Source organism: Brucella sp. JSBI001 (assembly GCF_026014005.1).
GTDB lineage: Bacteria > Pseudomonadota > Alphaproteobacteria > Rhizobiales > Rhizobiaceae > Brucella > Brucella anthropi.
This window is the reverse complement of record NZ_CP110339.1, coordinates 1,956,455-1,978,625: the sequence shown is the minus strand read 5'-3', so window position 1 is coordinate 1,978,625 and position 22,171 is coordinate 1,956,455. Positions and strand designations below refer to the sequence as shown.

Sequence of the window (22,171 nt, the reverse complement as noted above, 5' to 3'; positions counted from 1 at the left end):
CAGAATGAGCGAGAGACACCTCAACGAATTTCCCGATTTCGGGCTGACCCCGGCCCAGCGGCGTGAAGCCGTGCTTGGCCATTATTACGAATATCCTGGCATGGACGGGCCTCGCGGCGAAATCTGGTGCTATACCGACGCCTATTCCTATCTTCCGGGTGCGACGGTTCATCTACAGGTGAGCGCAACCGCCTCGCGTTTCGATATCGAGATTGTGCGGGATGGAGCGGTGGAAACGCCGGTCTTCTCCAAACGCGGGATCGACTGCAAATGGCAGGAAACACCGGCGCAATGTTCGGTCGTCGGTTGCGGATGGGAAACGACATTCGCCTTCAAGACGGATGAGAACTGGCCTTCCGGCGCTTATCGCATCATGTTGAAGGCGCATGGCAATGACGGTCAGCCGATCCATTGCCATCACCTGTTCATTCTACGACCCGCAGCGGGCCGTAAGCCGGGTCGTATCCTGCAGGTGGCTGCAACCGGCACATGGACGGCCTATAATACCTGGGGCGGCTCCAACCATTATCAGGGCATCACCGGGCCGAATGGCGATCAATATGCGACGACGGTGAGCATCGAGCGCCCGTTCTGCCGTGGCTTTGTTGTCCTGCCGTCCGATGCGCCTCGTGTTCCGCTGGAAATTGTGACGCCGCCTGCCGCGCCGCCGCGCTATCCGCATATGGAATGGGCCTATGCCAACGGCTATTCCAAGAAATATACCTCTTCCGGCTGGGCAAGTTATGACAGCCTATTCTTCCGCTGGGCCGAGCGGGAAGGCTATGCGGTCGATCTTGCCAGCCAGCATGAGCTGCATTTCTCGCCGGAAATCCTCGAGGGTTATGACTGCGTTGCCTTTGTCGGTCACGACGAATACTGGACGTGGGAAATGCGTGATACCGTCGATAATTATGTCGATGGCGGCGGTCGTGCGGCCCGTTTTGCAGGCAATTTCATGTGGCAGACACGGCTTGAGGACAATGGCAAGCGCCAGACCTGCTATAAATATCGTGCCCGCGCCGAAGACCCGGTTTATCGCTCCGCCGATCCCCGCCGCACCAGCGGGTGCTGGGAAGCGACTGAAACGGGACGGCCTGCCGCTGAAACTTTCGGCCTCAACGCTTTGCGCGGGCTTTATGTCGGCTGGGGCGGCTGCGCACCGCGCGGCGTGCGCGGTTTCCCCGTCTATCGCCCCGAGCATTGGGCCTTTGCAGGAACCGGCATCTATTACGGTGATCTTCTGGGCGCGGAAGGCCATGCCTTCGGCTATGAGGTTGACGGGCTCGACTATGTGATCCGGGGAGGATTGCCGGAGCCGGAGGAGGGCAGTGACGCTCCCGATGGATTGCAGATTCTGGCGCTCGGCATGTCGTCTCTCAAGGAGGAGAGTGCGGATATTCCAGCCGACGACCAGTTCCTCTCCGATGCCGATGCCAAATTCGTTGCCGATACGCTGATCGGCGACAATGGTGATACAGCCGTCGAACGCATCAAGCGCGGCTGCGGCATGATCGTCAATTTCCCACGCGGCAAGGGCGAGGTCTTCCACGCCGGAAGCTGCGAGTGGGTAGCGGCTCTCAAACGCGGCGACCGCATGGTCGAGCGTGTGACCGCCAATGTTCTCAACCAATATCTCAAGCGCTGACAGAGTAACGCCATGCTCAACACAAAAGCACAGAACGAACGCCCGGCATCGCATCTTTTTTACCAGTCACGCCTGCGCAGGCCGCTGGTGGATCGTGCCGAAGGCATCTATATCTGGGATCAGGACGGACGCCGTGTCATCGACGGGTCGAGCGGCGCGATGGTGGTCAATATCGGCCATGGCAATCGCAACGTGCTCGATGCCATGAAAGAGCAGATGGACCGCGTGACCTTCGCCTATCGCCTGCACTTTGAAAACGAACCGGCGGAAGATCTGGCACGCATGGCCGCCGAGCGTATGCCGGAGGGGCTGGACAAGATTTTCTTCGTTTCCGGTGGGTCGGAAGCCGTCGAATCCTGCATCAAGCTCGCCCGTCAATGGGCGGTCGCGACCGGGCAGGGCAAGCGCTGGAAAGTGATTTCGCGCTTTCCGTCCTATCACGGGGGCACGCTTGGCGCGCTGGCTGTCACCGGCTACGCGGCATTGAGCGAGCCCTTCGCGCCTATCATGCGCGAAATGCCGAAAGTCCCGGCTCCGACCGCTTATCTCGACCGCGATAATCTCACGATGGAACAGCGCGGGCAGAAATATGCCGACATGCTGGAGGAGAAGATTCAGGAAGAAGGTCCTGAAAGCGTGCTTGCCTTCATCATGGAGCCGATCGGTGGGGCATCCACCGGCGCGCTGGTTGCGCCCGACAGCTATTATCCGCGCATCCGCGAAATCTGCGACCGTTATGGCATCCTTCTGATCCACGACGAGGTGATGAGCGGTGCCGGGCGCACCGGCAAGTTTCTCGGCGGCGATCACTGGAACTGCAAACCCGACCTTATAGCGCTTTCCAAGGGCTTTGCTTCCGGCTATTGCCCGCTTGGCGCCATGGCGGCGCCGGCCCGCATCGTCCAGCCGGTTCTGGATGCAGGTGGCTTCCTGCACGGCTTCACCTATGCCGGCAATCCATTGGCCTGTGCGGCGGGCAAGGCCGTATTGCAGGAGATTGATCGTCTCGATCTGGTTGGCAACGCCGCTCGCATGGGCGATGCACTGAAGGGCGAACTGGAGGGGCTTGCGAAACGCTTCCCCTTCATCGGCGACGTGCGCGGCAAAGGCCTGCTGCTGGCGGCAGAATTCGTTTCTGACCCCGAAACCATGAAGCCGCTGCCGAAGGAACTGAACGCCCATCAGCGCATGGTCGATCTCGCCTATGAACGCGGGCTCATCATCTATTCGCGTCGCACGCGCGGCGGTGTCGAGGGCGACCATTTCCTCGTTTGCCCGCCGATGATTGTGAGCCGCGAACAGGTCGGCGAAATCACCGCCATTCTCGGTGACACGCTGGAGGTTCTGGCGCGTGAACTCAAACTGCCTGTGAATGCGTAAGGAAACCGGATCATGACCGACAAGAAGAAGACGCGTCGCAAGGTGATCATCACCTGCGCGGTGACAGGCTCCGTCCATACGCCCTCCATGTCGCCGCATCTGCCGGTGACGCCCGACGAGATTGCGAGCGAAGCCATTGCGGCGGCGGAAGCGGGCGCATCCATCCTGCATCTTCACGCCCGCGATCCACGCGACGGCAGGCCGTCCGCCAACCCGGACCTGTTCATGCAGTTCCTGCCGCGCATCAAGCAATCGACCGCGGCGGTGGTGAATATTTCTACCGGCGGCTCGTCGCTGATGACACTGGAAGACCGGCTGGCGGCGCCGCTTAAGGCGCAACCGGAAATGTGTTCGCTCAATATGGGCTCGATGAATTTCGCGCTGTTCCCGGCACTCGACAAACCGCGTGAATGGAAGCATGCGTGGGAGCCGGAACTGCTGGAAGCCACGCGCCATTCGATCTTCAAGAACACTTTCGCGGATATGGAAGGCATTCTGACCAGTCTCGGCCAAGGCTGCGGCACGCGCTTCGAGTTTGAATGCTATGATGTCGGCCATCTCTATTCGCTGGCGCATTTCCGCGACCGGGGGCTGGTGTCCGGCCATCTGTTCATCCAGTTCGTCTTCGGGGTTCTGGGTGGTATCGGGGCCGATCCGGACAATCTCATGCATATGAAGCGCATCGCCGACAAGCTGTTCGGGGACGACTATTCCTTCTCCGTGCTGGCGGCAGGACGGCACCAGATTCCGATGATTACCATGGCGGCGGCGATGGGCGGCAATGTCCGCGTCGGGCTGGAAGACAGCCTTTATGACGGGCGCGGTCAGCTTGCCAAAAGCAATGCCGATCAGGTGCGGCGCATCCGCAGCATCCTCGACGGCCTGTCGCTGGACGTTGCAACGCCTGACGAGGCGCGTGAATATCTGGGTCTCAAAGGTGGAGACAGGGTGGCGTTCTAGAGCATGTCTCCCGAAAGTGGGAACCGGTTTCGGGGTAAAGACATGCGTAAAACAAAAGGATCGAGAGTTTCCAATGATTCAATCAAAACAGGAAATGCTCTGATGCCGAAGATCGTGTTGGACAGTAAAACCGGCGTCGTGGTTCGGCTTGGCGAACTTGCCGATGCCGAACAGATTCACGCAGCAATCTGCACGATGGGCGCAGGACTTGGCGCTGCGGGAAAAATCTCCAGCACGGTTGAGGATTTCCGCTGTTATGGTTTTGGTCCCTATGCGGCTTTCACCAGTCTGATCGCCGAGGTGGACGATAGGTTTGCCGGTCTTGCCCTGTTCTTCCCGATCTTCTCGACATGGTTGGGCAAACCCGGCGTCTACGTGCAGGACCTCTATGTCGACGAAACCTTTCGCGGCAAGGGGATCGGCGAGATGCTTTTGCGTCATGTCGCCTCCTGGTCGATGGCGCGCGGCGGTGTCTATCTGCGGCTGGCCGTGGACCGGGACAATGTCGCAGCGCAAAGATTTTATGACCGGCTGGGTATCGGCTGGATTGAAGCCGACCGCGATCACGGTGCCTATGGCGATGATTTCGCCCGTCTGGCGCGCATCAATCAAATCAGGGAGTAATCATGAAAGCCTTTTACGCCGTTGAGCAGAAGCATCACGACCCGAAAGCCTTTCTTTCCAGCGGTGCGCCGCAGCCTAACCCCGAACAGCCGGAGCGTGTTGAGCGCCTGCTCGCCGGTGCGAAGGCCGCAGGCTACGAAATCATCCGTCCGCAAAATCATGGTCTGGGCCCGATTGCAGCCGTGCATACGCCGGAATATCTTGAATTCCTGCAGCACATTTATGCCCGTTGGCGGCGCATCGAGGAGGCTTCGGAAGAGGTGATCCCGAACATCCACCCGCTGGGGCGTGACGGCCGTTATCCGGCGTCTGCCGTGGGGCAGGTTGGCTATCACATGGCCGATACGGCGTGCCCGATTGCTGAACATACATGGGAAAGCGTGTGCTGGAGCGCATGGAGCGCGGTCGATGCCGCCGATGCGGTGCTTGCAGGCGAGGTCGCGGCCTATGCGCTTTGCCGTCCGCCGGGGCATCATGCCTTTGCCGATGTGGCAGGCGGTTTCTGCTTCGTCAACAATTCAGCGGTCGCAGCCCAGCGCCTGCGCTCGAAAGCGGAGCGCGTGGCAATCCTCGACGTCGATCTGCATCATGGCAACGGGACGCAGGGGATATTCTATGCCCGTCCCGACGTACTGACAGTCTCGATCCATGCCGATCCGGTGCGCTTCTATCCATTTTTCTGGGGCCATGCCGATGAGCGCGGCGAGGGTGCGGGGCTTGGTTACAATCTCAACCTGCCACTACCGCGCAAATCCGGCGATGCCGAATTCCTTGCGTCACTCGACACGGCCTTCCGCCGTATCGAAGCCTTTGCGCCGGATGCGCTGGTGGTGGCGCTTGGCCTTGATCCGTTTGAAGGCGATCCGTTTGGCGGATTGTCGGTCACCACTGGCGGTTTCGGCCGGATTGCCGAAGCAATCGCGAAGCTTCGGCTGCCAACCGTTATCGTGCAGGAAGGTGGCTACCTTTGCGATGCGCTGGGCGATAACCTCACGGCTTTCCTTGGTGGCTATCAATCGGTGGCGCGATGAGTGGTCTTGTTACCTTTGTTGGCGTCGCGCATCCGTGGGTGTGCGATGTCATGGGGCACATGAATGTCCGGCATTATGCCGGGATGTTCGATGATGCGAGCTTTCAGCTTTTGGGCCATATCGCTGGGAAAATTCCCGATGACAGCTTTGGCTGGGCAGATGTGCGCGCGACAACCGAATACAAGCAGGAAGTGCCAGCCGGAGACCTGCTGACGATCCGTTCGCATGTGCTGAAAGTCGGGCGCTCGTCGATCACCTTTCGCCAGATGATGGTGGGATCGCTTGACGGCGAACTGCGCGCGGTCAACGAGACGACTACGGTTTGTTTCGACAAAATTGCGCGACGTTCGACCGAGCTCGGATCGGACATGCGTGTCAGGGCCGAAAAGCTCCTTGCGGATTATCCCGCTGGCTGACACGAAAAATGCAGCACGCTTTTCGTGCAATCGCATTCGAGGTCGCGCAACAGGCCATCTTTGAGGCCGTAAATCCAGCCATGCACGACGATATCCTTGTTCTGTTTCCAGGCCGATTGCAGAACCGGCGTGCGCGACAGGCTTTCCACCTGCGAGGCGACGGTCAGCTCGCAAAGCCGGTTCAGACGTTCTTCGGGATCAGCAAAACCGTCCAGCTCCTGCTCGTTTGCCTGCGCAATATCGCGAACCGGCTGGAGCCAGTTGTCGATGATGCCGTGGCCATATCCGGCCATGGCAGCACGCACGCCACCGCATCCGTAATGGCCGCAGACGATGATGTGCTTGATCTCCAACACCTCGACGGCAAACTCAAGCACTGACAGAAGGTTCAGATCGGCGCGATGGACGAGGTTGGCGACATTGCGGTGTACGAAGACTTCGCCCGGCTGCAATCCGGTGACAACATTGGCCGGAACACGGCTGTCCGAACACCCGATCCAGAGATATTCCGGACGCTGCATCGATGACAGCCGGCTGAAATATTCAGGGTCTTCCTGGCGCTTTTCCGCTGCCCATTGCCGGTTGTGTTCGAAAAGGTCTGATAACATGAGCCCGTCTCATCCGGATGATCTTCGTTCACAGACATAGACGAATATAAAAATACAGTAATTGATGTCGATCAAGTATGAGCTGCTTCGGCATGGAAGGAGCGGGACGAGTGCCCGCTCCCCTTTGTCTTATGCCGCAGGTTTCTCGCTGCGACCAATGCCGAGCAGCTGGTAGAAGACCAAGGCTGCAAGCGTTGAGGTGGCAATACCGCCAAGAGCGAAATCGCCGATCTTCAGCGTGAAGTCGCCAGCGCCGAAAATCAGTGCCACGCCAGCGGTGAAGAGGTTGCGGGAATCCGCGAAGTCCACCTTGTTGACGATCCAGATGCGGGCCATTGCCGAGGCGATCAGGCCGAACACTGAAACGGCAAGACCCGCCAGAACCGGGGCAGGGATGGTCTGCAGGATCGCGCCGAATTTCGGCGACATGCCGAGGATCAGTGCCATGACGGCCGCAATGACGAAGATCAGTGTCGAATAAACTTTGGTCATCGCCATGACGCCGATATTTTCGGCATAGGTGGTGACGCCGGTGCCGCCGCCTGAGCCGGAAATCATGGTCGCGATGCCATCACCGAGGAAGCCGCGACCGATGTAGCGATCCATGTTCTGGCCGGTGATGGAGCCGAGTGCTTTGATATGACCGAGATTTTCAGCCACCAGAACGACGGCGACCGGCGCGATGAGGGTGATCGCCTGCCAGTTGAATTCCGGCGTGGTGAAATGCGGCAGGCCGAACCAGGCTGCATTGTTGACGGCGGTGAAATCGATGCCGGGCACGATGCCGAGACCGTTGCCGAGGATCAGGACCAGAAGATAGCCGAACAGCAGTGCGAAGAGCACCGACAGGCGCTTGGTTCCACGCGGTCCATAGGCTGCGATCATCGCCATGCAGAGAACAGTGAGCAGCGCGATGGTTATATGCGTGCCGCTTCCTTTCAACTGGCCGACGGCGACCGGCGCAAGGTTGAGGCCGATGGAAACGCCGATGGCGCCGGTGACGACTGGAGGCATCAGTCGTTCGACCCAGCCTGTGCCGATGGCCATGACTACAAGGCCGATAAGGGCATAGAGCGCGCCGCAGGCAATGATGCCGCCGAGCGCGATGGCGATATTGGGATTGGGGCCGGAACCGCTATAGCCGGTTGCGGCGATCACGACCGCGATGAATGCGAAGGACGAGCCGAGATAGCTTGGCACACGACCTGCCGTCAGCACGAAGAACAGAAGCGTGCCGATACCGGAGAAGAAAACGGCCACATTGGGATCGAAACCCATCAGCAGCGGAGCGACGATGGTCGAGCCCGACATTGCGAGAAGATGCTGCACGCCCATCGGTATGGCGGCGGCGGCTGGCAGGCGCTCGTCAGGAAGCACGACGGCGTTTGATGTCAAACGCCAACTTGGAAAATAGCCCATGATGTCCCTCTGGAAAATATTATCCTGTTGCCTTTATCGCCTCATGGCGGCGATTTCCAGAGAAGAAAGGCCCAAACGGCAAGCGAGCTGTTGATGAGCCGACTCAACAATTCCTATCCTGTCACCGTCACGCGGCCTGCATCGTCTGTCACCTTTCCGACGATGCGGGCAGATGGATAACCGGCGCCGCGGATGCTGTTCAAAAGCCTTTCGGCTTCCTCCGGTGCGCAGGATATCAGTAGCCCGCCGGAGGTCTGCGGGTCGGTCAGCAATTGCTGTTTCCAGAGCGGATAATCGTCTGGCAGCTGCACATCATGTCGATAGCTTGCCCAGTTGCGGGTGGAGGCTCCGGTCACGAAACCGCCTTGCGTCAACTTTTCGGCGTGCTTGAGCAACGGCAGCGCAGCATAGTCGAGGCTGATACCTGCATTCGAACCGCGCGCCATTTCGAGTGCATGTCCGAGAATGCCAAAGCCGGTGACGTCGGTGACTGCGTGGACGGCGTCATCCTTGCCTAGCTCGGCGCCAACCCGGTTCAGCAAGGTGACGGACGCCATCATTTCATCGTAACCGGCGCTGTCGAGTTCCTGCTTCTTGAAGGCAGCGGAATAAATACCGACGCCGATTGCCTTGGTCAGGATCAACGTGTCTCCGGGACGTGCGCCGCTGTTCTTGCGCAGGCTGGAAAGCTTGCAGGTGCCGATGACGGCCAATCCGTAGATCGGCTCCGGCGCGTCGATGGAATGTCCGCCCGCGACCGGAATGCCAGCTTCAGCGCAGATGCTGGAGCCGCCTTTCAGGATTTCGCGGATCATTTCGGCGGGCATCTTGTTCACCGGCATGCCGAGGATCGCCAGCGCCATGATCGGTGTTCCGCCCATGGCATAAACGTCGGATATCGCGTTGGTGGCTGCGATGCATCCGAAATCGAACGGATCGTCCACCATCGGCATGAAGAAGTCGGTGGTGGCGATCACGCAGTTTTCGTCATCGAGCTGCCAGACGGCGGCATCGTCGCCGGTTTCCGTTCCGACGAGAAGCTGGCTGAAAGGCTGCATGGTCGGTTGGTCGGCCAGCAGATCCTGCAGGACGGCGGGAGCAAGCTTGCAGCCACAGCCGCCGCCATGGGCAAGTGTGCTGAGACGAATAGGCGATGCGATATCCATGCTATTTCCTCAAGCTAAATTGTTATTTCGCGCGCGGTCATCGTGTAGCGGAAAGCATCCGCATCGAGACAATCCAGACGGGCGCTGGCAACTTCGGCCTGCGGATACATCAGGAAACCGAGTTCCGGGCCATGAGCAGAAGGCAAGGCGATATCGCTGCCATCATTGAAGGCGATCCAGTTGCCTTCCCATGAACCGAAAAGCTTTTGCCGCACGGCTGCGACACGTGGATCGTCGGCGGTCAGGCCATCCTTTTCCTCTTCCAGCATCACCTTGCGCACATCCGCCGGATCGGTTGCGACCCAGCCAATGCCGTCAAGATAGATTTCGGCGCGGCAGTGCTGGGCCTTGGTGATGACTTCGTTCTTCGCGCCAAGGCTCTTGTAACCGAAGGCGGAAGGCGCAACGCGCACGCCATAAAGGTCGCGGGCCGGAATTCCCGCCGCCCTGACCAGAGCGACGAACAGCGGATTGAGGTCGGCGCATTTGCCGCCGAGATCGCCGCTGTCGAGCATGGCGACGATATTGCCGTCGCCACAGCCTCGTGTCGAGGCGCGCCGGTAGGTGTTGGCGACGACCCAGTCATAGATGAGGCGCGCCTTTTCCTGATCGGTGGCGGCACCCGCAATGATCTTGTCGGAGGTCTGTTTGACGATACCATCAACGGGTGCAAGGCGTGTCCCGGCCAGATAGCGTTCGCGTTCGGCACGGGTCAGCGGCACGGCCTTTGCTGACGCATCGAGATTGCTTGCACGGTCTCGGGTGGAGATGAGGCTGATGACTTCGGCTTGCGGTTTCGCTTCGTTTGCGTCCCATTCGAGGTAAAGCAAGCCGGTGCCGCTGGCCGGATCGCGATCGAGCCGCGCGACCTTGGCGTTTGTCGTCCAGCGATTGCCTTCGGGACGGTTCCAGTCATTGCCATTGAACCCGGCCATCGGAACCCAGACACGAATGACTTCCCCCGAAGCGGCGGGCGTGATGTTGGTGGTAATCTCGAAGCTGCGCCAGCCCGACGGTTGCGGTGCGAATGTGTTACCGGCTGCAGATGCAAAATTCGGCAGCATGCTGAAAGCCGCGCAAGCCGCACCGGATTTAAGAAGTTCCCGACGGTTCATGACGATCCCCTTTTTGCTTTGAATTGTTCTTTTTGCAATTGCGCGAGAAAAATCGTTCCTCCCGCCCTCGGTCCGGAAAACGGCAGGTATGCAATGATTGCAGGAAATCTGGACGCGGCTTTGCCCGATTGAAGCGAGCCTGAGATGAGGGCCGCACAACACCGTCGCACCGGGTTAAACAAGCCGACGCGAGGCAAGAGCCACTCAAAATTCAGGCCCCGAAACTCGGGAGCAATATAAGAAGCCACAAAAGCAGTCTGGCGTTTTTACACAGGAACGTCAATCAGCCAGCGCGTTTTCAAGTCATTCTTGTGATGAGGTGCATGTATTAATACCTGACAATTAAAGTCATGTTATTGATAAATGCACCTTATTGTTAATTTTTTTAGCCTGCTGTTCGGTTGACAACTTGGTTTTATTGCGGTGAACTGATGTCAGGCAAGTCCAATTTAAAGAAGAATATGCTTCGGCGTTTTTCTTCTGACGATCAGGGAGGTGCAGCGCAATGAATGTGGAGCTCTCACGCCGCCAGTTTCTGGGCGGAACGGGGGCGGTAGTGGCGGCTTCGGCGCTTGGGTCCTTCGGTTTTGGTGCAGTGGAAAGCGCCTATGCCGAATCCATTCGCCCATTCAAGTTGACCAACACGGCCGAAACCCGAAATACCTGCCCTTACTGCTCGGTCGCCTGCGGTATTATTCTTTATTCCAAGGGTGATGTCAGGAAAGGCGAAAAGGCCGAGCTGATCCACGTTGAAGGCGATACGGATCACCCGACCAATCGCGGCACGCTTTGCCCCAAGGGCGCGGCACTGAAGGATTTCGTCAAGGCGAAGACTCGCCTGCAATATCCGCAGGTACGCGAACCGGGTTCGTCCGAGTTCAAGCAGATTGCCTGGGAAGATGCGCTTGACCGCATCGCGCGGCATCTGAAAGACGACCGCGACGCCAACTTCATCGCGAAGAACGCGGCGGGCACAACGGTCAACCGCTGGACCTCGACAGGCTTCCTTGCGGCTTCGGCAACCACCAACGAAACGGCGTTTCTCACCTACAAGGTGGTGCGCAGCACAGGCATAGTTGCATTCGATAACCAGGCACGCGTCTGACACGGCCCGACGGTGGCGAGTCTCGCCCCAACATTTGGCCGCGGAGCAATGACCAACTCCTGGACCGATATCAAGAACACCGATCTTGTCGTTGTCATGGGCGGCAATGCGGCGGAAGCGCATCCTTGCGGCTTCAAATGGGTGACGGAGGCCAAGGCCAACCGCGGTGCCCGGCTGATCGTCGTCGATCCGCGATTCACGCGCACGGCTTCCGTGGCGGATTTCTACGCGCCTATCCGGCAGGGCTCGGATATCGCCTTCCTGCTCGGCGTCATCAATTACTGCATCCAGAATGACAAGGTGCAGTGGGATTATGTGAAGCATTTCACCAATGCCAGCTACATCATCAAGGATGGCTTCGAATATAAGGACGGGCTGTTTACCGGCTATGACGAGGAAAAGCGGGATTATGACCGCTCGAGCTGGGACTATGTGATCGGCGATGACGGCTATGCGGTCGTCGACGATACGCTGCAGAACCCCCGTTGTGTGTGGAATCTGCTGAAGCAGCATGTTTCGATCTTCACGCCGGAAATGGTGGAACGCATCTGCGGCACGCCGAAGGAGAAATTCCTGAAAGTGGCCGAGATGATGTCCGAATGCTCGGCGCCCGACAAGACGATGACGTCGATGTATGCGCTCGGCTGGACGCAGCATTCCAAGGGGTCGCAGAATATTCGCTGCATGGCGATGCTGCAGCTGATCCTCGGCAATATCGGCGTGCGTGGCGGCGGCATGAATGCGCTGCGCGGTCACTCCAACATTCAGGGGCTGACCGATATCGGTCTGATGTCCAATCTTCTGCCGGGCTATATGAATATCCCGGTTGAAAAGGAAACCGATCTCGAAATCTATATGTCGACACGCGGTTTCAAGCCGCTGCGCCCGAACCAGACGAGCTACTGGCAGAACTATCGCAAGTTCTTCGTCAGTTTCCAGAAGGCGATGTGGGGTAGTGCCGCAACTGTCGAAAACGACTTCGTCTATGACTGGCTGCCGAAGCTGGACGTGCCGAATTACGACATGCTTCGTATCTTCGACATGATGTATGAAGGCAAGGTCAACGGCTATGTCTGTCAGGGCTTCAATCCGCTGATGGCGGTGCCGAACCGCAAGAAGCTGACCGATGCTTTGTCGAAGCTGAAATTCCTCGTGACGATGGACCCGCTGGAAACGGAAACCTCTCGTTTCTGGGAAAACCACGGTGAATTCAACGATGTGGATTCGGCTTCCATCCAGACGGAAGTGTTCCAGCTGCCCTCCACCTGCTTTGCAGAGGATGAGGGTTCGCTCACCAATTCCGGACGCTGGCTGCAATGGCACTGGCCTGGTGCTACACCGCCCGGCGACGCGAAGACCGATAACTGGATCATGGCGCAGATATATCTGCGGCTGAAGGAGCTTTATCGTAAGGAAGGCGGTGCTTTCCCCGATCCGATCCTCAATCTCGTGTGGGATTACAAGGATGAGGGCGAACCGACGGCTGAAGAACTGGCCAAGGAACTGAACGGTCGTGCGATTGGCACGGTGACCGATCCAACCGATCCGACCAAGGTGGTTGCCGAGGCTGGCAAACTTCTGTCCGGCTTTGCGGCATTGCGCGACGACGGTTCGACGGCATCGGGATGCTGGATTTATTCCGGTTGCTTCACCGAGGCTGGCAACAATATGGCTCGCCGCGACAACCATGATCCGGACGAGACAGGCGCCTATCTCAACTGGTCTTGGTCGTGGCCTGCAAACCGTCGCATTCTCTATAACCGCGCCTCCGCCGACCTCAACGGCAAGCCGTGGGACCCGAGCCGCAAGCTCATCGAATGGGACGGTTCGAAATGGACGGGCTATGACGTGCCGGACATCGCGCCGACCGCCAAGCCGAACGAGGTCGGTCCGTTCATCATGAATGCGGAAGGCTCTTCGCGCCTGTTCAGCCGCGGCATGATGCGTGACGGTCCGTTCCCGGCCCATTACGAGCCGTTTGAATCGCCTGTCGCCAATGTGATCGCGCCGAAGGTTCGGGGCAATCCGGTGGCACGCGTCTTCAACGACGACTTCAAGCAGTTCGCGGAAACGGCCTCGGAGGAATTCCCCTATGCGGCGACTTCCTACCGCCTGACCGAGCATTTCCACTACTGGACGAAGCACGTCACAGTGAATGCCGTTCTGCAGCCGGAATTCTTCGTGGAAATCTCGGAAGAGCTGGCGAAGGAAAAGGGCATTGCCAAGGGCGACTGGGTGCGGGTGTGGTCGAAGCGCGGCTCGGTCAAGGCCAAGGCCGTGGTGACCAAGCGCATCAAGCCGCTCATCTGCGACGGCAAGACGGTGCATGTGGTCGGCATCCCGCTCCATTGGGGCTTCATGGGGGCCGCCCGCAAGGGCTTCGGTCCGAACTCGCTGACACCTTTCGTCGGCGACGCGAACATTGAAACGCCGGAGTTCAAGGCGTTTCTGGTCAATATCGAGCGCTCAAGCGCGCCTGTAGCTTAGGAGGGACTAGAGATGTTTCCACCCGTTCCCAATCCTAGCGTCCAGCCGCAACAGCCGCGTTTCGGTGACAAGGACCTGATCAGGCGGTCGGCGTCGAATGTGACGCCGCCTGCCAAGCGCCAGACCGAGGTGGCAAAGCTCATCGATGTGTCGAAATGCATCGGCTGCAAGGCCTGCCAGTCGGCCTGCGCCGAATGGAACGACACGCATGAGGAGGTTGGCATCAATGTGGGTGTCTATGACAATCCGCACGACCTGACACCGAATACATTCACGCTGATGCGCTTTACCGAGTGGGACAATCCCGACACCGGCAATCTGGAATGGCTGATCCGCAAGGATGGCTGTATGCATTGCGAAGACCCCGGCTGCCTCAAGGCATGTCCGGCGCCAGGCGCAATCGTGCAATATTCCAACGGTATCGTCGATTTCATCCACGATAACTGTATCGGCTGCGGCTATTGCATCAAGGGGTGCCCGTTCAACATTCCGCGTGTTTCGGAAGTAACCCACAAGGCCTATAAGTGCACGCTCTGCTCCGACCGCATTGCGGTGGGACAGGGACCGGCCTGTGCCAAGGCCTGCCCGACACAAGCCATCGTCTATGGTACCAAGGACGAGATGAAGGAATGGGCCGATGGCCGCATCAAGGATCTGAAATCGCGCGGCTTCGAAAATGCCGGGCTCTACGATCCGCCGGGCGTTGGCGGCACGCATGTCATGTATGTGCTGCAGCACGCCGACAAGCCGGAAATCTACGCCAACCTGCCGAACAATCCGCGCATCAGCCCGGTTGTCGAAGCGTGGAAGGGTGTGTCCAAATATGCAGGCATGGCCGCAATGGGGCTGGCTGCGGCAGCAGGTCTGCTGCATTATATCTTCAAGGGTCCGAACGTCGTGACAGAGCATGACGAGGAACAGGCCGAAAAGCTCACGGGAGAGAAAAGCTCATGAGCAAGACCGACTTTGACGATGTTGAACGCGGTGACGGGATAGAACTCGGTAAGCCCGTCAAGGTGCATCGCTATTCCGGTGGCGCACGCATCAACCACTGGATCACCGCCATCAGTCTCGTGCTGCTGGCCCTGTCCGGCCTTGCGATGTTCCACCCATCGCTGTTTTTTCTGTCGGGCCTGTTCGGCGGCGGACAATGGACACGCGCCATCCATCCATGGATTGGCGTGGTGCTGTTCTTCAGCTTTCTGGGGCTTTTCGTGCGTTTCTGGAGCGCCAATCTGTGGAAGCGCGAAGACAGCCAATGGCTCGCACATGCCAATGACGTGATTTCCGGCAATGAGGAAAAGCTGCCTGAAGTCGGCAAATATAATGCCGGTCAGAAGCTCGTTTTCTGGTCCATGTCCTTGCTGATCATCATCCTGATTGTTTCCGGCGTGATGATCTGGAACGAATATTTTGGCTCCTATACCAGCATCAATCAGCAGCGTTGGGCCCTGCTTGTCCATTCCATGGCGGCGGTGGCGGCGATCTGTGTCTGGATCGTGCACGTCTATGCCGCGATCTGGGTCAAGGGCACGATCAATGCGATGACACGCGGCACGGTTACCGGCGGCTGGGCATGGCGACATCACCGCAAGTGGTTGCGCGAACTGACATCGAAGCAGAAAGTGAAGCAGGGCGGCAGCAAGCCTGCCGCCTGAACTTACTCGACGTCCTAGAGGGTAATAATATTCCGTGGTTTACGTGACCCGTTGGGTTCGTGAGGAGTGACATGGCAGGCAAGAAAGATCTGGTGCCGGACCCGACGGTCATCGGCGAAATATCGGCCCCACCCTTCGTGCAATTGCCGGACCCCGGCGCGCTTTTTGCCAGAAGAGCAGAGCGTCTGCGTTTTCTGGGTTCGGTCAGCCCGCTGAAACCTTATCTGGAGTTCATTGCCGACCTGAGCGAGGCACAGTCTGAAATAGCGGCTGGTCTCGGTCCTGTCGCCGCGCGACACGGCGACGACCGGGGACGGGATTTCGGCATGCCGGCGATCGATCGTGCGGATGCCATATCAGAACCAGCACTAGGGACTGTCTTCGACCGGCTGTTCGAGCACGCCCGCACGATCGCCAAACCGCAAGATGCCGCCGATGCGTTGGAACGTGTGGCGAACAGCGATGCGGGTGCGCGTCGCCGAATGATCGAGGCAGTTTTCGCCGGTATTCTGCCGCCGGAAGCAATTGCTGAACATATCTATGTCTGGGCAGGCTTGCAGCTCCATTTCACGCGGCTTGCAGCGGCGCTTGACTCGAAGTCGCTGAAACCCGTTGCCGATGGCGTCTGCCCGACTTGCGGCAGCATTCCGTCAAGCTCGATGGTCGTGGGCTGGCACGGTGCGCATGGCGCGCGTTTCTGCTCCTGTTCCGTCTGCAACACGCTCTGGCACTATGTCCGGGTCAAATGTGTGTGCTGCGGCTCGACAAAGGGTATCGGCTACAAGGAAGTCGAGGAAGGTGGCGGCATTATCAAGGCTGAAACCTGCGATGAATGCCAGCGCTGGGTTAAGATCATCTATCAGCAGCTATCGGCGGATGCCGATCCTATGACCGACGATATTGCGAGCCTCGGCCTTGATATATTGATGCGCGAGACGCCTTACAGGCGAGGTGGCTTCTCGCCGCTTCTTGCCGGACTGTGAGGAAGCATGGACCAGATCAAGTCTCCGCTGCGCCACCTGCCGTCCGTGGATGCCATCCTGCAAATGGCGGAGCTTTCCGGGGCATTGGAGAGTTTTGGCCGTGCGTCGGTGACTGAGGCTATTCGCAAGGTTTTGAGCGACGAGCGCGAGGCGGTGAAATCCGGCGCCTCGCTCTCCAGTAACACGCATTTGGCTGAGCGGGTTCTCCATTTGCTTGAAGCGTCAGGGCGATCGAGCCTGCGTCCGCTGTTCAATCTGACCGGAACTGTCCTGCACACCAATCTGGGGCGAGCCATTCTTGCCGAAGCCGCCGTCGAGGCTGCCACACAAGCCATGCGGCAGGCGGTTTCGCTCGAATTTGACCTGTCATCGGGTGGGCGTGGCGAGCGCGATGATCTTCTGCGGGCGCTTGTCTGTGAGCTGACGGGAGCGGAAGATGCCACCGTCGTCAACAACAATGCTGCTGCTGTACTTCTGGTGCTGAACAGCCTTGCTGCAGGTAGGGAGGCCATTGTATCGCGCGGCGAACTGATCGAGATCGGCGGCGCATTCCGCATGCCGGATATCATGACCCGCGCCGGTACGCGACTTGTCGAAGTGGGCACCACCAACCGCACCCATCCGCGTGACTACGAGAGTGCAATCAACCCCGATACAGGGTTGGTACTGAAGGTCCACACGTCAAACTATCGGATTGAAGGCTTTACGCGGGAAGTCTCAGCGGCGGAACTGGCCGCTATTGCGCAGGCCAAAGGCGTGCCGCTGGTCAATGACCTTGGCTCCGGCACACTTGCCGATCTGACTTCCTTCGGTCTCGCACACGAGCCGACAGTGCGCGAAGCGGTCGCCGAAGGTGCAGATATCGTCACCTTTTCCGGCGATAAGCTTCTCGGTGGACCACAGGCGGGCTTCATTGTCGGGCGACGCGATCTGATTGCCCGTATTAACAAGAACCCGATGAAGCGTGCTTTGCGGGTGGACAAAATCAGGCTCGCAGCACTTGAAGCGACGTTGAAACTTTATCGTAATCCGGAACGACTTTCTGAAAAGCTGCCGACTATTCGCTATCTGGCGCGTCCGCAGACCGAAATTGCCGCGCAGGCGACACGGCTCAAGCCGGGGCTGGAGAGAATACTCGGCCCGGCTTTCATTGTGGCGGTGACAGATTGCGCCAGCCAGATCGGTTCTGGCGCATTGCCGCTCTCGACCGTTCCAAGCGCGGGATTGTCGATTGTGCCTAAAGACGGTAGCGGCTCCGTGCTGACAGCGCTCGGCGGTTCATTGCGTGCGCTGCCTTTGCCGGTCATCGGGCGGATCGAAAAGGGTGCACTCGTGCTCGATCTGCGCTGCCTTGATGACGAGACCAGTTTTGTTCGGAACCTGTCATCCTATGCGGCTCGCTGATCTTTTCACCCGCAAGCCCAAGCCGGATACGACAGCTCAAGCGCTGGAAAAGGCGCTTGTCGCTGCAAAGGCGGGTGATTACGCAGCGGCGCTTTCCATCTGGGAGCCGCTGGCGCGTGCAGGCAATGCCCGCGCGCAGAACAATATCGGCGCCTGCTTTGCGGGCGGCATGGGCGTTGAGAAAGATGTCGTCCTTGCGCAACGCTGGCTGGTCCTTTCAGCCGCGGCCGGCGATGCTTCCGGCCAACGCAATCTGGCTTCGCTGCTGTTCAAGGGCGAAGATATCGAAGCCGACTATCCGGAAGCTGCAAGGCTGTACCGGCTTGCCGCAGAACAAGGGGACCCGCAGGCACAGGACATGCTGAGCTGGATGCTCATGGAAGGGGAGGTAATGACCGCCGACCCGGTTGAGGCGCGTGAATGGGCGTTGAAGGCGGCGGAAGGCGGCATAGCCGCAGCCATGACGCGGCTTGGCATGATTTATCATAATGCTCTCGGGGTGCCGCGCGATCCCTCTCAGGCCGTTTGCTGGTGGCGGAATGCGTCCGCTGCGGGCGATCCGGATGGCGAAGCCATGCTCGGCGCGGCGCTGCATCTTGGCATGGGTGTGGAACGCGATCCTTCGTCGGCTTACGAACATCTGCTGCGCGCTGAGGCGGGCGGCAGCACGCTTGCCGCTCCTTTCATCGAGGCAGCGCGCAATGCGCTGAACGAAAAGCCATGATCGTCGGAACGGCGGGGCATATCGATCATGGAAAGACCTCGCTGGTGCGCGCCCTTACACAGGTCGACACGGACCGGCTGAAGGAGGAAAAGGCGCGGGGCATTTCCATCGATCTCGGCTTTGCCTATCTGCCCTTGTCCGGCGACGAAAAGGACATACTCGGCTTTGTTGACGTGCCGGGGCATGAAAAATTCGTGCATACGATGCTTGCCGGTGCGGCGAGCATCGATTTCGTCATGCTGGTTGTCGCTGCCGATGACGGGATCATGCCGCAAACGCGCGAACATCTGGCAATCGTCAACCTGCTCGGTATCCGGCGTGGCATCGCCGTCATCACCAAATCCGATCTTGTCGAACCTGACCGTCTTGTTGAAGTTGAAACCGCTATCAGCAATGAACTGGCGCTGACGGGACTTGCCGACATTCCCGTGCTGGCGGTCTCCACCGTGTCGGGTGCCGGGATCGACGATCTGAAGGCGCTGCTGGAAGTGCAAGCGCATGCATTCGGTGAGCGGCGGACAAACGGACGCTTTCGTCTTGCGGTGGACCGCTCCTTCACGCTCAAGGGCGCTGGCACAGTGGTCACGGGCACGGTGCTGTCCGGCAAGGCCGCCATTGGCGATCATCTGGTCATCAGCCCGTCTGGCAAGGAGGCGCGTATCCGCACCATTCAAGCGCAGAACCAGCCAAGCGAAATAGCGCAGGCGGGTGATCGCTGCGCGCTCAATCTGGCAGGTGACGGCATATCGAAAGAGGCGATACATCGCGGCGATATGCTGGTGCTGCCAAGCCTTCATCGTCCGACGGACCGCATCGATGCATTATTGCAAATCCTCTCCTCGGAAAAAAAGCCGATCGGTCAGTGGTTCCCGGTTCGCCTGCATCATGCCTCGACGGAGGTCGGTGCCCGCATCGTGCTTTTGCGGGATGAAGAGCTCCAGCCGGGCACCGAAGATCGGGTGCAACTGGTGCTGGATCGTCCTTTCTCGGCTGCAGTCGGAGACCGCTTCGTCATCCGCGATGTGTCCGCACAACGCACCATTGGCGGCGGACGTTTTCTCGATCTGCGCCCGCCGCAACGCAAGCGCCGCAGTCCGGAGCGCATGGCAGAGCTTGACGCCCATTCCATTGACGACCCGGTAGAATCGGCACGCGCACTGCTGGCTGCTGAACCTTACTATCTTGATGCGACGGCATTCCTGCGCGACCGCGCGCTGGCGGACGACCCGCAAGGTTTGGCACAAGCGCTTGATGCCGTGATGCTCCCGCAGGCAAATTCCGTGCTGTTGTTATTGCCGGAACGATGGGACGCTCTGCGTGACGATATTCTGGCGCTACTGGCCACCTTCCATGACGAAAATCCAGACCTGATCGGCATGGGTGTCGAACGGCTGCGGTTGTTGTTGAAACCGCGCCTGCCAGCGCCCGCCTTTCGCGCTGCCATCGCTGCGCTGGTCGAGGCGGACCTGCTGAGACTGGATGGTGCCTGGCTTCGCCTGCGTGATCATGAAGTGACGATGAGCGATGCCGACGAGGCGCTCTGGCAGCGTATCGCACCTCTGCTTGGCGGTGAGGCTCGTTTTCGTCCGCCGCGCGTGCGCGATATTGCGGGTCTGCTTGATGAGCGGGAGGAAGATATTCGCCGCCTGCTCAAGCTTTCCGGGCGTATGGGCCGGGTGCATGAAGTGGCGCACGACCATTTTTTTCTGCGGGGGACGATTGCTGAAATGATCGGCATCCTGTCGGATATGGATGCGGCATTTGATAGTGGCTGGTTCATTGCGGCGCGGTTTCGCGACCGGGTGGATAGTGGTCGCAAGGTGGCGATCCAGATACTGGAATTCTTCGATCGCAACAGTGTCACGATAAGACGCGGAGACATACGTCGCCTGAACCGCCGCAAGCTGGACTTGTTCGGCGATTTCGCGCAAGGGGAAGCACCACAGATCGGAGGAACAAAATGAAATCTCTGTCGACTACAATCTGCCTTTTGCTCGTTCTAGCCGCCGTTGGTGGCTGCGCCAACCGGCAGTGCAGCGACTGGCCGGGAACCTGCATCATCCAGTGACGGGCAAGATTAACAGAGAACAAAGCTCGTTACTATCAAAACGCTTCTCTCAGCGAACTATCCATTTGTTTGGCGCATCAGAGATTCCAGCGACCCCACGGTGTCCGCTCCATTCTCGCAGCTAACACTAACGGCTTGGCACACAACGGTTTCTGCGTTCTTGCTGAGTACGATCTGTTTGCATGACGCGGAAAAATTTTGGCGAGCGCCATCTCGCATGCTGCACTGATATCACCTCGCGCCAGACACTCGCTTAGCTACGAATTTTGCCGCAGCCCTACCTAGTTCGTCCCTCGACAATGCATTTTCTTATGGAGGAGAAAATGGCTTGGGGAAACCGGCAGACTGAGAATATCAGGTTGTGCCAGACACATCGACAGCCGCGCGCTGCCTGATTAATGAGTGGCCTAAAAATGCTTATGACACGAGTATAAGGAAGCCTTGCAGGCTTGACTTGCCGATCTGGAAGCTTGCCCAGTACGTATGCCAAGCGCCGCGCCGATATTCGCTAGGTGCGTCAGGCCATTATTTGTTGGGGTTACCCACGGACAGGGGATCATGAAAAGCTCAGAAGTCGAGAATGCCATTCGGTATCTCAAATTGCGCGAGCCGTTCAATGGTAAAAACACTTCAACGCGCTTTGCAGAATTTGGATCTCACAAAATCGCTGTTCGACTGCAAAACCACACAGTTAAGTTCAACAGGGCTTACAAACCCACCTACATCCAAGTCATGAGAAGCTTCTACTGGTTGAATGAACGTTGAACGTTAGGTCTTTACAAGCTCGAACTTCTCGAGGTGCCGATGACATATGACTTCCGACCCCGTGCGATCACGCTGAGGGGCTCCTTTTTTAACAACTCACCAAGGAATACCGTCGAGATTTCCAACATGCAAAGTTAACAGACCAGCCCTAGACTGCTTCTCGCATCAACGGGGATTGAGGGGGCGAGCGATGAATAGAATAATGAAACGTTGGGATGACGTAGAGAAGTACGTTTCTGAAGATCATGTAATTGCATTTCAAGATACTCTCAGATCAGCTCTCGAGGAGCGAGGCATGTCACATTCAGATCTAGCAAATATGCTCGGTGTGTCGCGATCACGCGTAAGTCAGCTTTTTATGGAAGGCGTAAACCCTTCCCTTCGATATTGCGCTCTGGTTCTCTTTCGTCTTGGCTACACCATTGAGTTCAAGAAAGTTGAACCTAGCGGACTACCCAACGAATGACTGCTATATTTTCTTGTCCTGCGCCAGCTCAGCCAATACGCGATCAAGCCACTTGTCGTTTCTTTCAGGCCCTCGTGCTCCCATCATATTAGAAAGCCACGCAGAGGGCATACAGGCCAATGCTACTGCACTGATTGACGGCATGAT

18 protein-coding genes are annotated in these 22,171 nt (G+C 58.5%); 14 read left to right on the top strand and 4 right to left on the bottom strand.

Annotated elements, in window-relative coordinates:
* The first annotated feature begins 4 nt into the window (after nt 1-4).
* The 6 genes from LJ361_RS09325 (at nt 5) to LJ361_RS09300 (ending at nt 6,056) form a co-directional block, all read left to right on the top strand.
* Nucleotides 5-1,645, top strand: a complete 1,641-nt coding sequence (locus tag LJ361_RS09325; protein WP_151614575.1) for a N,N-dimethylformamidase beta subunit family domain-containing protein — start codon at nt 5-7, stop codon at nt 1,643-1,645.
* 12 nt (nt 1,646-1,657) lie between these two features.
* The gene (locus tag LJ361_RS09320) at nt 1,658-3,025 is read left to right on the top strand and encodes an aspartate aminotransferase family protein (RefSeq protein WP_125300825.1); all 1,368 of its coding nucleotides are present in this window, start codon (nt 1,658-1,660) and stop codon (nt 3,023-3,025) included.
* 12 nt (nt 3,026-3,037) lie between these two features.
* Entirely contained in the window at nt 3,038-3,985 is a 948-nt protein-coding gene (locus LJ361_RS09315; RefSeq protein ID WP_010660814.1) for a 3-keto-5-aminohexanoate cleavage protein, read from the top strand.
* Nucleotides 3,986-4,087: 102 nt separating this feature from the next.
* Nucleotides 4,088-4,609, top strand: a complete 522-nt coding sequence (locus LJ361_RS09310; RefSeq protein WP_151607074.1) for a GNAT family N-acetyltransferase — start codon at nt 4,088-4,090, stop codon at nt 4,607-4,609.
* Between the two features lie 2 nt (nt 4,610-4,611).
* Nucleotides 4,612-5,640 carry a histone deacetylase family protein gene (locus tag LJ361_RS09305; protein ID WP_209418663.1) on the top strand — a complete coding sequence of 343 codons (1,029 nt, stop codon included), beginning with the start codon at nt 4,612-4,614 and terminating at the stop codon, nt 5,638-5,640.
* The gene (locus LJ361_RS09300; RefSeq protein WP_029928198.1) at nt 5,637-6,056 is read left to right on the top strand and encodes an acyl-CoA thioesterase; all 420 of its coding nucleotides are present in this window, start codon (nt 5,637-5,639) and stop codon (nt 6,054-6,056) included. The genes LJ361_RS09305 and LJ361_RS09300 overlap by 4 nt, the downstream gene beginning before the upstream one ends.
* Here LJ361_RS09300 and can read toward each other — a convergent pair.
* From can to LJ361_RS09280, 4 genes are all read right to left on the bottom strand, one after another.
* Nucleotides 6,041-6,664 carry a carbonate dehydratase gene (can, locus tag LJ361_RS09295; RefSeq protein ID WP_029928196.1) on the bottom strand — a complete coding sequence of 208 codons (624 nt, stop codon included), beginning with the start codon at nt 6,662-6,664 and terminating at the stop codon, nt 6,041-6,043. The genes LJ361_RS09300 and can overlap by 16 nt on opposite strands.
* 129 nt (nt 6,665-6,793) lie before the next feature.
* Entirely contained in the window at nt 6,794-8,083 is a 1,290-nt protein-coding gene (locus LJ361_RS09290; protein WP_036587102.1) for a solute carrier family 23 protein, read from the bottom strand.
* A gap of 113 nt (nt 8,084-8,196) precedes the next feature.
* Complete coding sequence (selD, locus tag LJ361_RS09285) at nt 8,197-9,249, bottom strand: selenide, water dikinase SelD (RefSeq protein WP_036587103.1); 1,053 nt, start codon at nt 9,247-9,249, stop codon at nt 8,197-8,199.
* Nucleotides 9,250-9,263: 14 nt separating this feature from the next.
* Nucleotides 9,264-10,364 (bottom strand): transglutaminase-like domain-containing protein, encoded by a 1,101-nt coding sequence (locus tag LJ361_RS09280; RefSeq protein ID WP_151614577.1) that lies wholly within the window; start codon nt 10,362-10,364, stop codon nt 9,264-9,266.
* Between the two features lie 505 nt (nt 10,365-10,869).
* Here LJ361_RS09280 and fdnG point away from each other — a divergent pair.
* From fdnG to LJ361_RS23580, 8 genes are all read left to right on the top strand, one after another.
* On the top strand, nt 10,870-13,956 hold the full coding sequence (fdnG, locus tag LJ361_RS09275; protein ID WP_080728145.1) for a formate dehydrogenase-N subunit alpha: 3,087 nt from the start codon (nt 10,870-10,872) through the stop codon (nt 13,954-13,956).
* Between the two features lie 12 nt (nt 13,957-13,968).
* Nucleotides 13,969-14,910, top strand: a complete 942-nt coding sequence (fdxH, locus tag LJ361_RS09270; protein WP_151614578.1) for a formate dehydrogenase subunit beta — start codon at nt 13,969-13,971, stop codon at nt 14,908-14,910.
* Nucleotides 14,907-15,614: a formate dehydrogenase subunit gamma gene (locus LJ361_RS09265; RefSeq protein WP_010660825.1), complete on the top strand. Its 708-nt coding sequence runs from the start codon at nt 14,907-14,909 to the stop codon at nt 15,612-15,614. The genes fdxH and LJ361_RS09265 overlap by 4 nt, the downstream gene beginning before the upstream one ends.
* 71 nt (nt 15,615-15,685) lie before the next feature.
* Nucleotides 15,686-16,597 (top strand): formate dehydrogenase accessory protein FdhE, encoded by a 912-nt coding sequence (fdhE, locus tag LJ361_RS09260; protein WP_036587106.1) that lies wholly within the window; start codon nt 15,686-15,688, stop codon nt 16,595-16,597.
* Between the two features lie 6 nt (nt 16,598-16,603).
* The gene (gene selA, locus LJ361_RS09255; RefSeq protein WP_264813386.1) at nt 16,604-18,001 is read left to right on the top strand and encodes an L-seryl-tRNA(Sec) selenium transferase; all 1,398 of its coding nucleotides are present in this window, start codon (nt 16,604-16,606) and stop codon (nt 17,999-18,001) included.
* Entirely contained in the window at nt 17,988-18,725 is a 738-nt protein-coding gene (locus tag LJ361_RS09250; RefSeq protein WP_036587110.1) for a tetratricopeptide repeat protein, read from the top strand. Before selA ends, LJ361_RS09250 begins: the two co-directional genes overlap by 14 nt.
* Nucleotides 18,722-20,689: a selenocysteine-specific translation elongation factor gene (selB, locus tag LJ361_RS09245; protein WP_151614580.1), complete on the top strand. Its 1,968-nt coding sequence runs from the start codon at nt 18,722-18,724 to the stop codon at nt 20,687-20,689. Before LJ361_RS09250 ends, selB begins: the two co-directional genes overlap by 4 nt.
* Before the next feature lie 1,059 nt (nt 20,690-21,748).
* A complete protein-coding gene (locus LJ361_RS23580; protein WP_080692070.1) occupies nt 21,749-22,024 on the top strand; it encodes a helix-turn-helix domain-containing protein in 276 nt (91 codons plus the stop codon).
* The last annotated feature ends 147 nt before the right edge of the window (nt 22,025-22,171 follow it).

Bases quoted from the DNA above. Each gene is read 5' to 3' on its own strand.
- LJ361_RS09325 (WP_151614575.1), top strand. From the start codon at position 5: ATGAGCGAGAGACACCTCAACGAATTTCCCGATTTCGGGCTGACCCCG.
- LJ361_RS09320 (WP_125300825.1), top strand. From the start codon at position 1,658: ATGCTCAACACAAAAGCACAGAACGAACGCCCGGCATCGCATCTTTTT.
- LJ361_RS09315 (WP_010660814.1), top strand. From the start codon at position 3,038: ATGACCGACAAGAAGAAGACGCGTCGCAAGGTGATCATCACCTGCGCG.
- LJ361_RS09310 (WP_151607074.1), top strand. From the start codon at position 4,088: ATGCCGAAGATCGTGTTGGACAGTAAAACCGGCGTCGTGGTTCGGCTT.
- LJ361_RS09305 (WP_209418663.1), top strand. From the start codon at position 4,612: ATGAAAGCCTTTTACGCCGTTGAGCAGAAGCATCACGACCCGAAAGCC.
- LJ361_RS09300 (WP_029928198.1), top strand. From the start codon at position 5,637: ATGAGTGGTCTTGTTACCTTTGTTGGCGTCGCGCATCCGTGGGTGTGC.
- can (WP_029928196.1), bottom strand. From the start codon at position 6,664: ATGTTATCAGACCTTTTCGAACACAACCGGCAATGGGCAGCGGAAAAG.
- LJ361_RS09290 (WP_036587102.1), bottom strand. From the start codon at position 8,083: ATGGGCTATTTTCCAAGTTGGCGTTTGACATCAAACGCCGTCGTGCTT.
- selD (WP_036587103.1), bottom strand. From the start codon at position 9,249: ATGGATATCGCATCGCCTATTCGTCTCAGCACACTTGCCCATGGCGGC.
- LJ361_RS09280 (WP_151614577.1), bottom strand. From the start codon at position 10,364: ATGAACCGTCGGGAACTTCTTAAATCCGGTGCGGCTTGCGCGGCTTTC.
- fdxH (WP_151614578.1), top strand. From the start codon at position 13,969: ATGTTTCCACCCGTTCCCAATCCTAGCGTCCAGCCGCAACAGCCGCGT.
- LJ361_RS09265 (WP_010660825.1), top strand. From the start codon at position 14,907: ATGAGCAAGACCGACTTTGACGATGTTGAACGCGGTGACGGGATAGAA.
- fdhE (WP_036587106.1), top strand. From the start codon at position 15,686: ATGGCAGGCAAGAAAGATCTGGTGCCGGACCCGACGGTCATCGGCGAA.
- selA (WP_264813386.1), top strand. From the start codon at position 16,604: ATGGACCAGATCAAGTCTCCGCTGCGCCACCTGCCGTCCGTGGATGCC.
- LJ361_RS09250 (WP_036587110.1), top strand. From the start codon at position 17,988: ATGCGGCTCGCTGATCTTTTCACCCGCAAGCCCAAGCCGGATACGACA.
- selB (WP_151614580.1), top strand. From the start codon at position 18,722: ATGATCGTCGGAACGGCGGGGCATATCGATCATGGAAAGACCTCGCTG.
- LJ361_RS23580 (WP_080692070.1), top strand. From the start codon at position 21,749: ATGAATAGAATAATGAAACGTTGGGATGACGTAGAGAAGTACGTTTCT.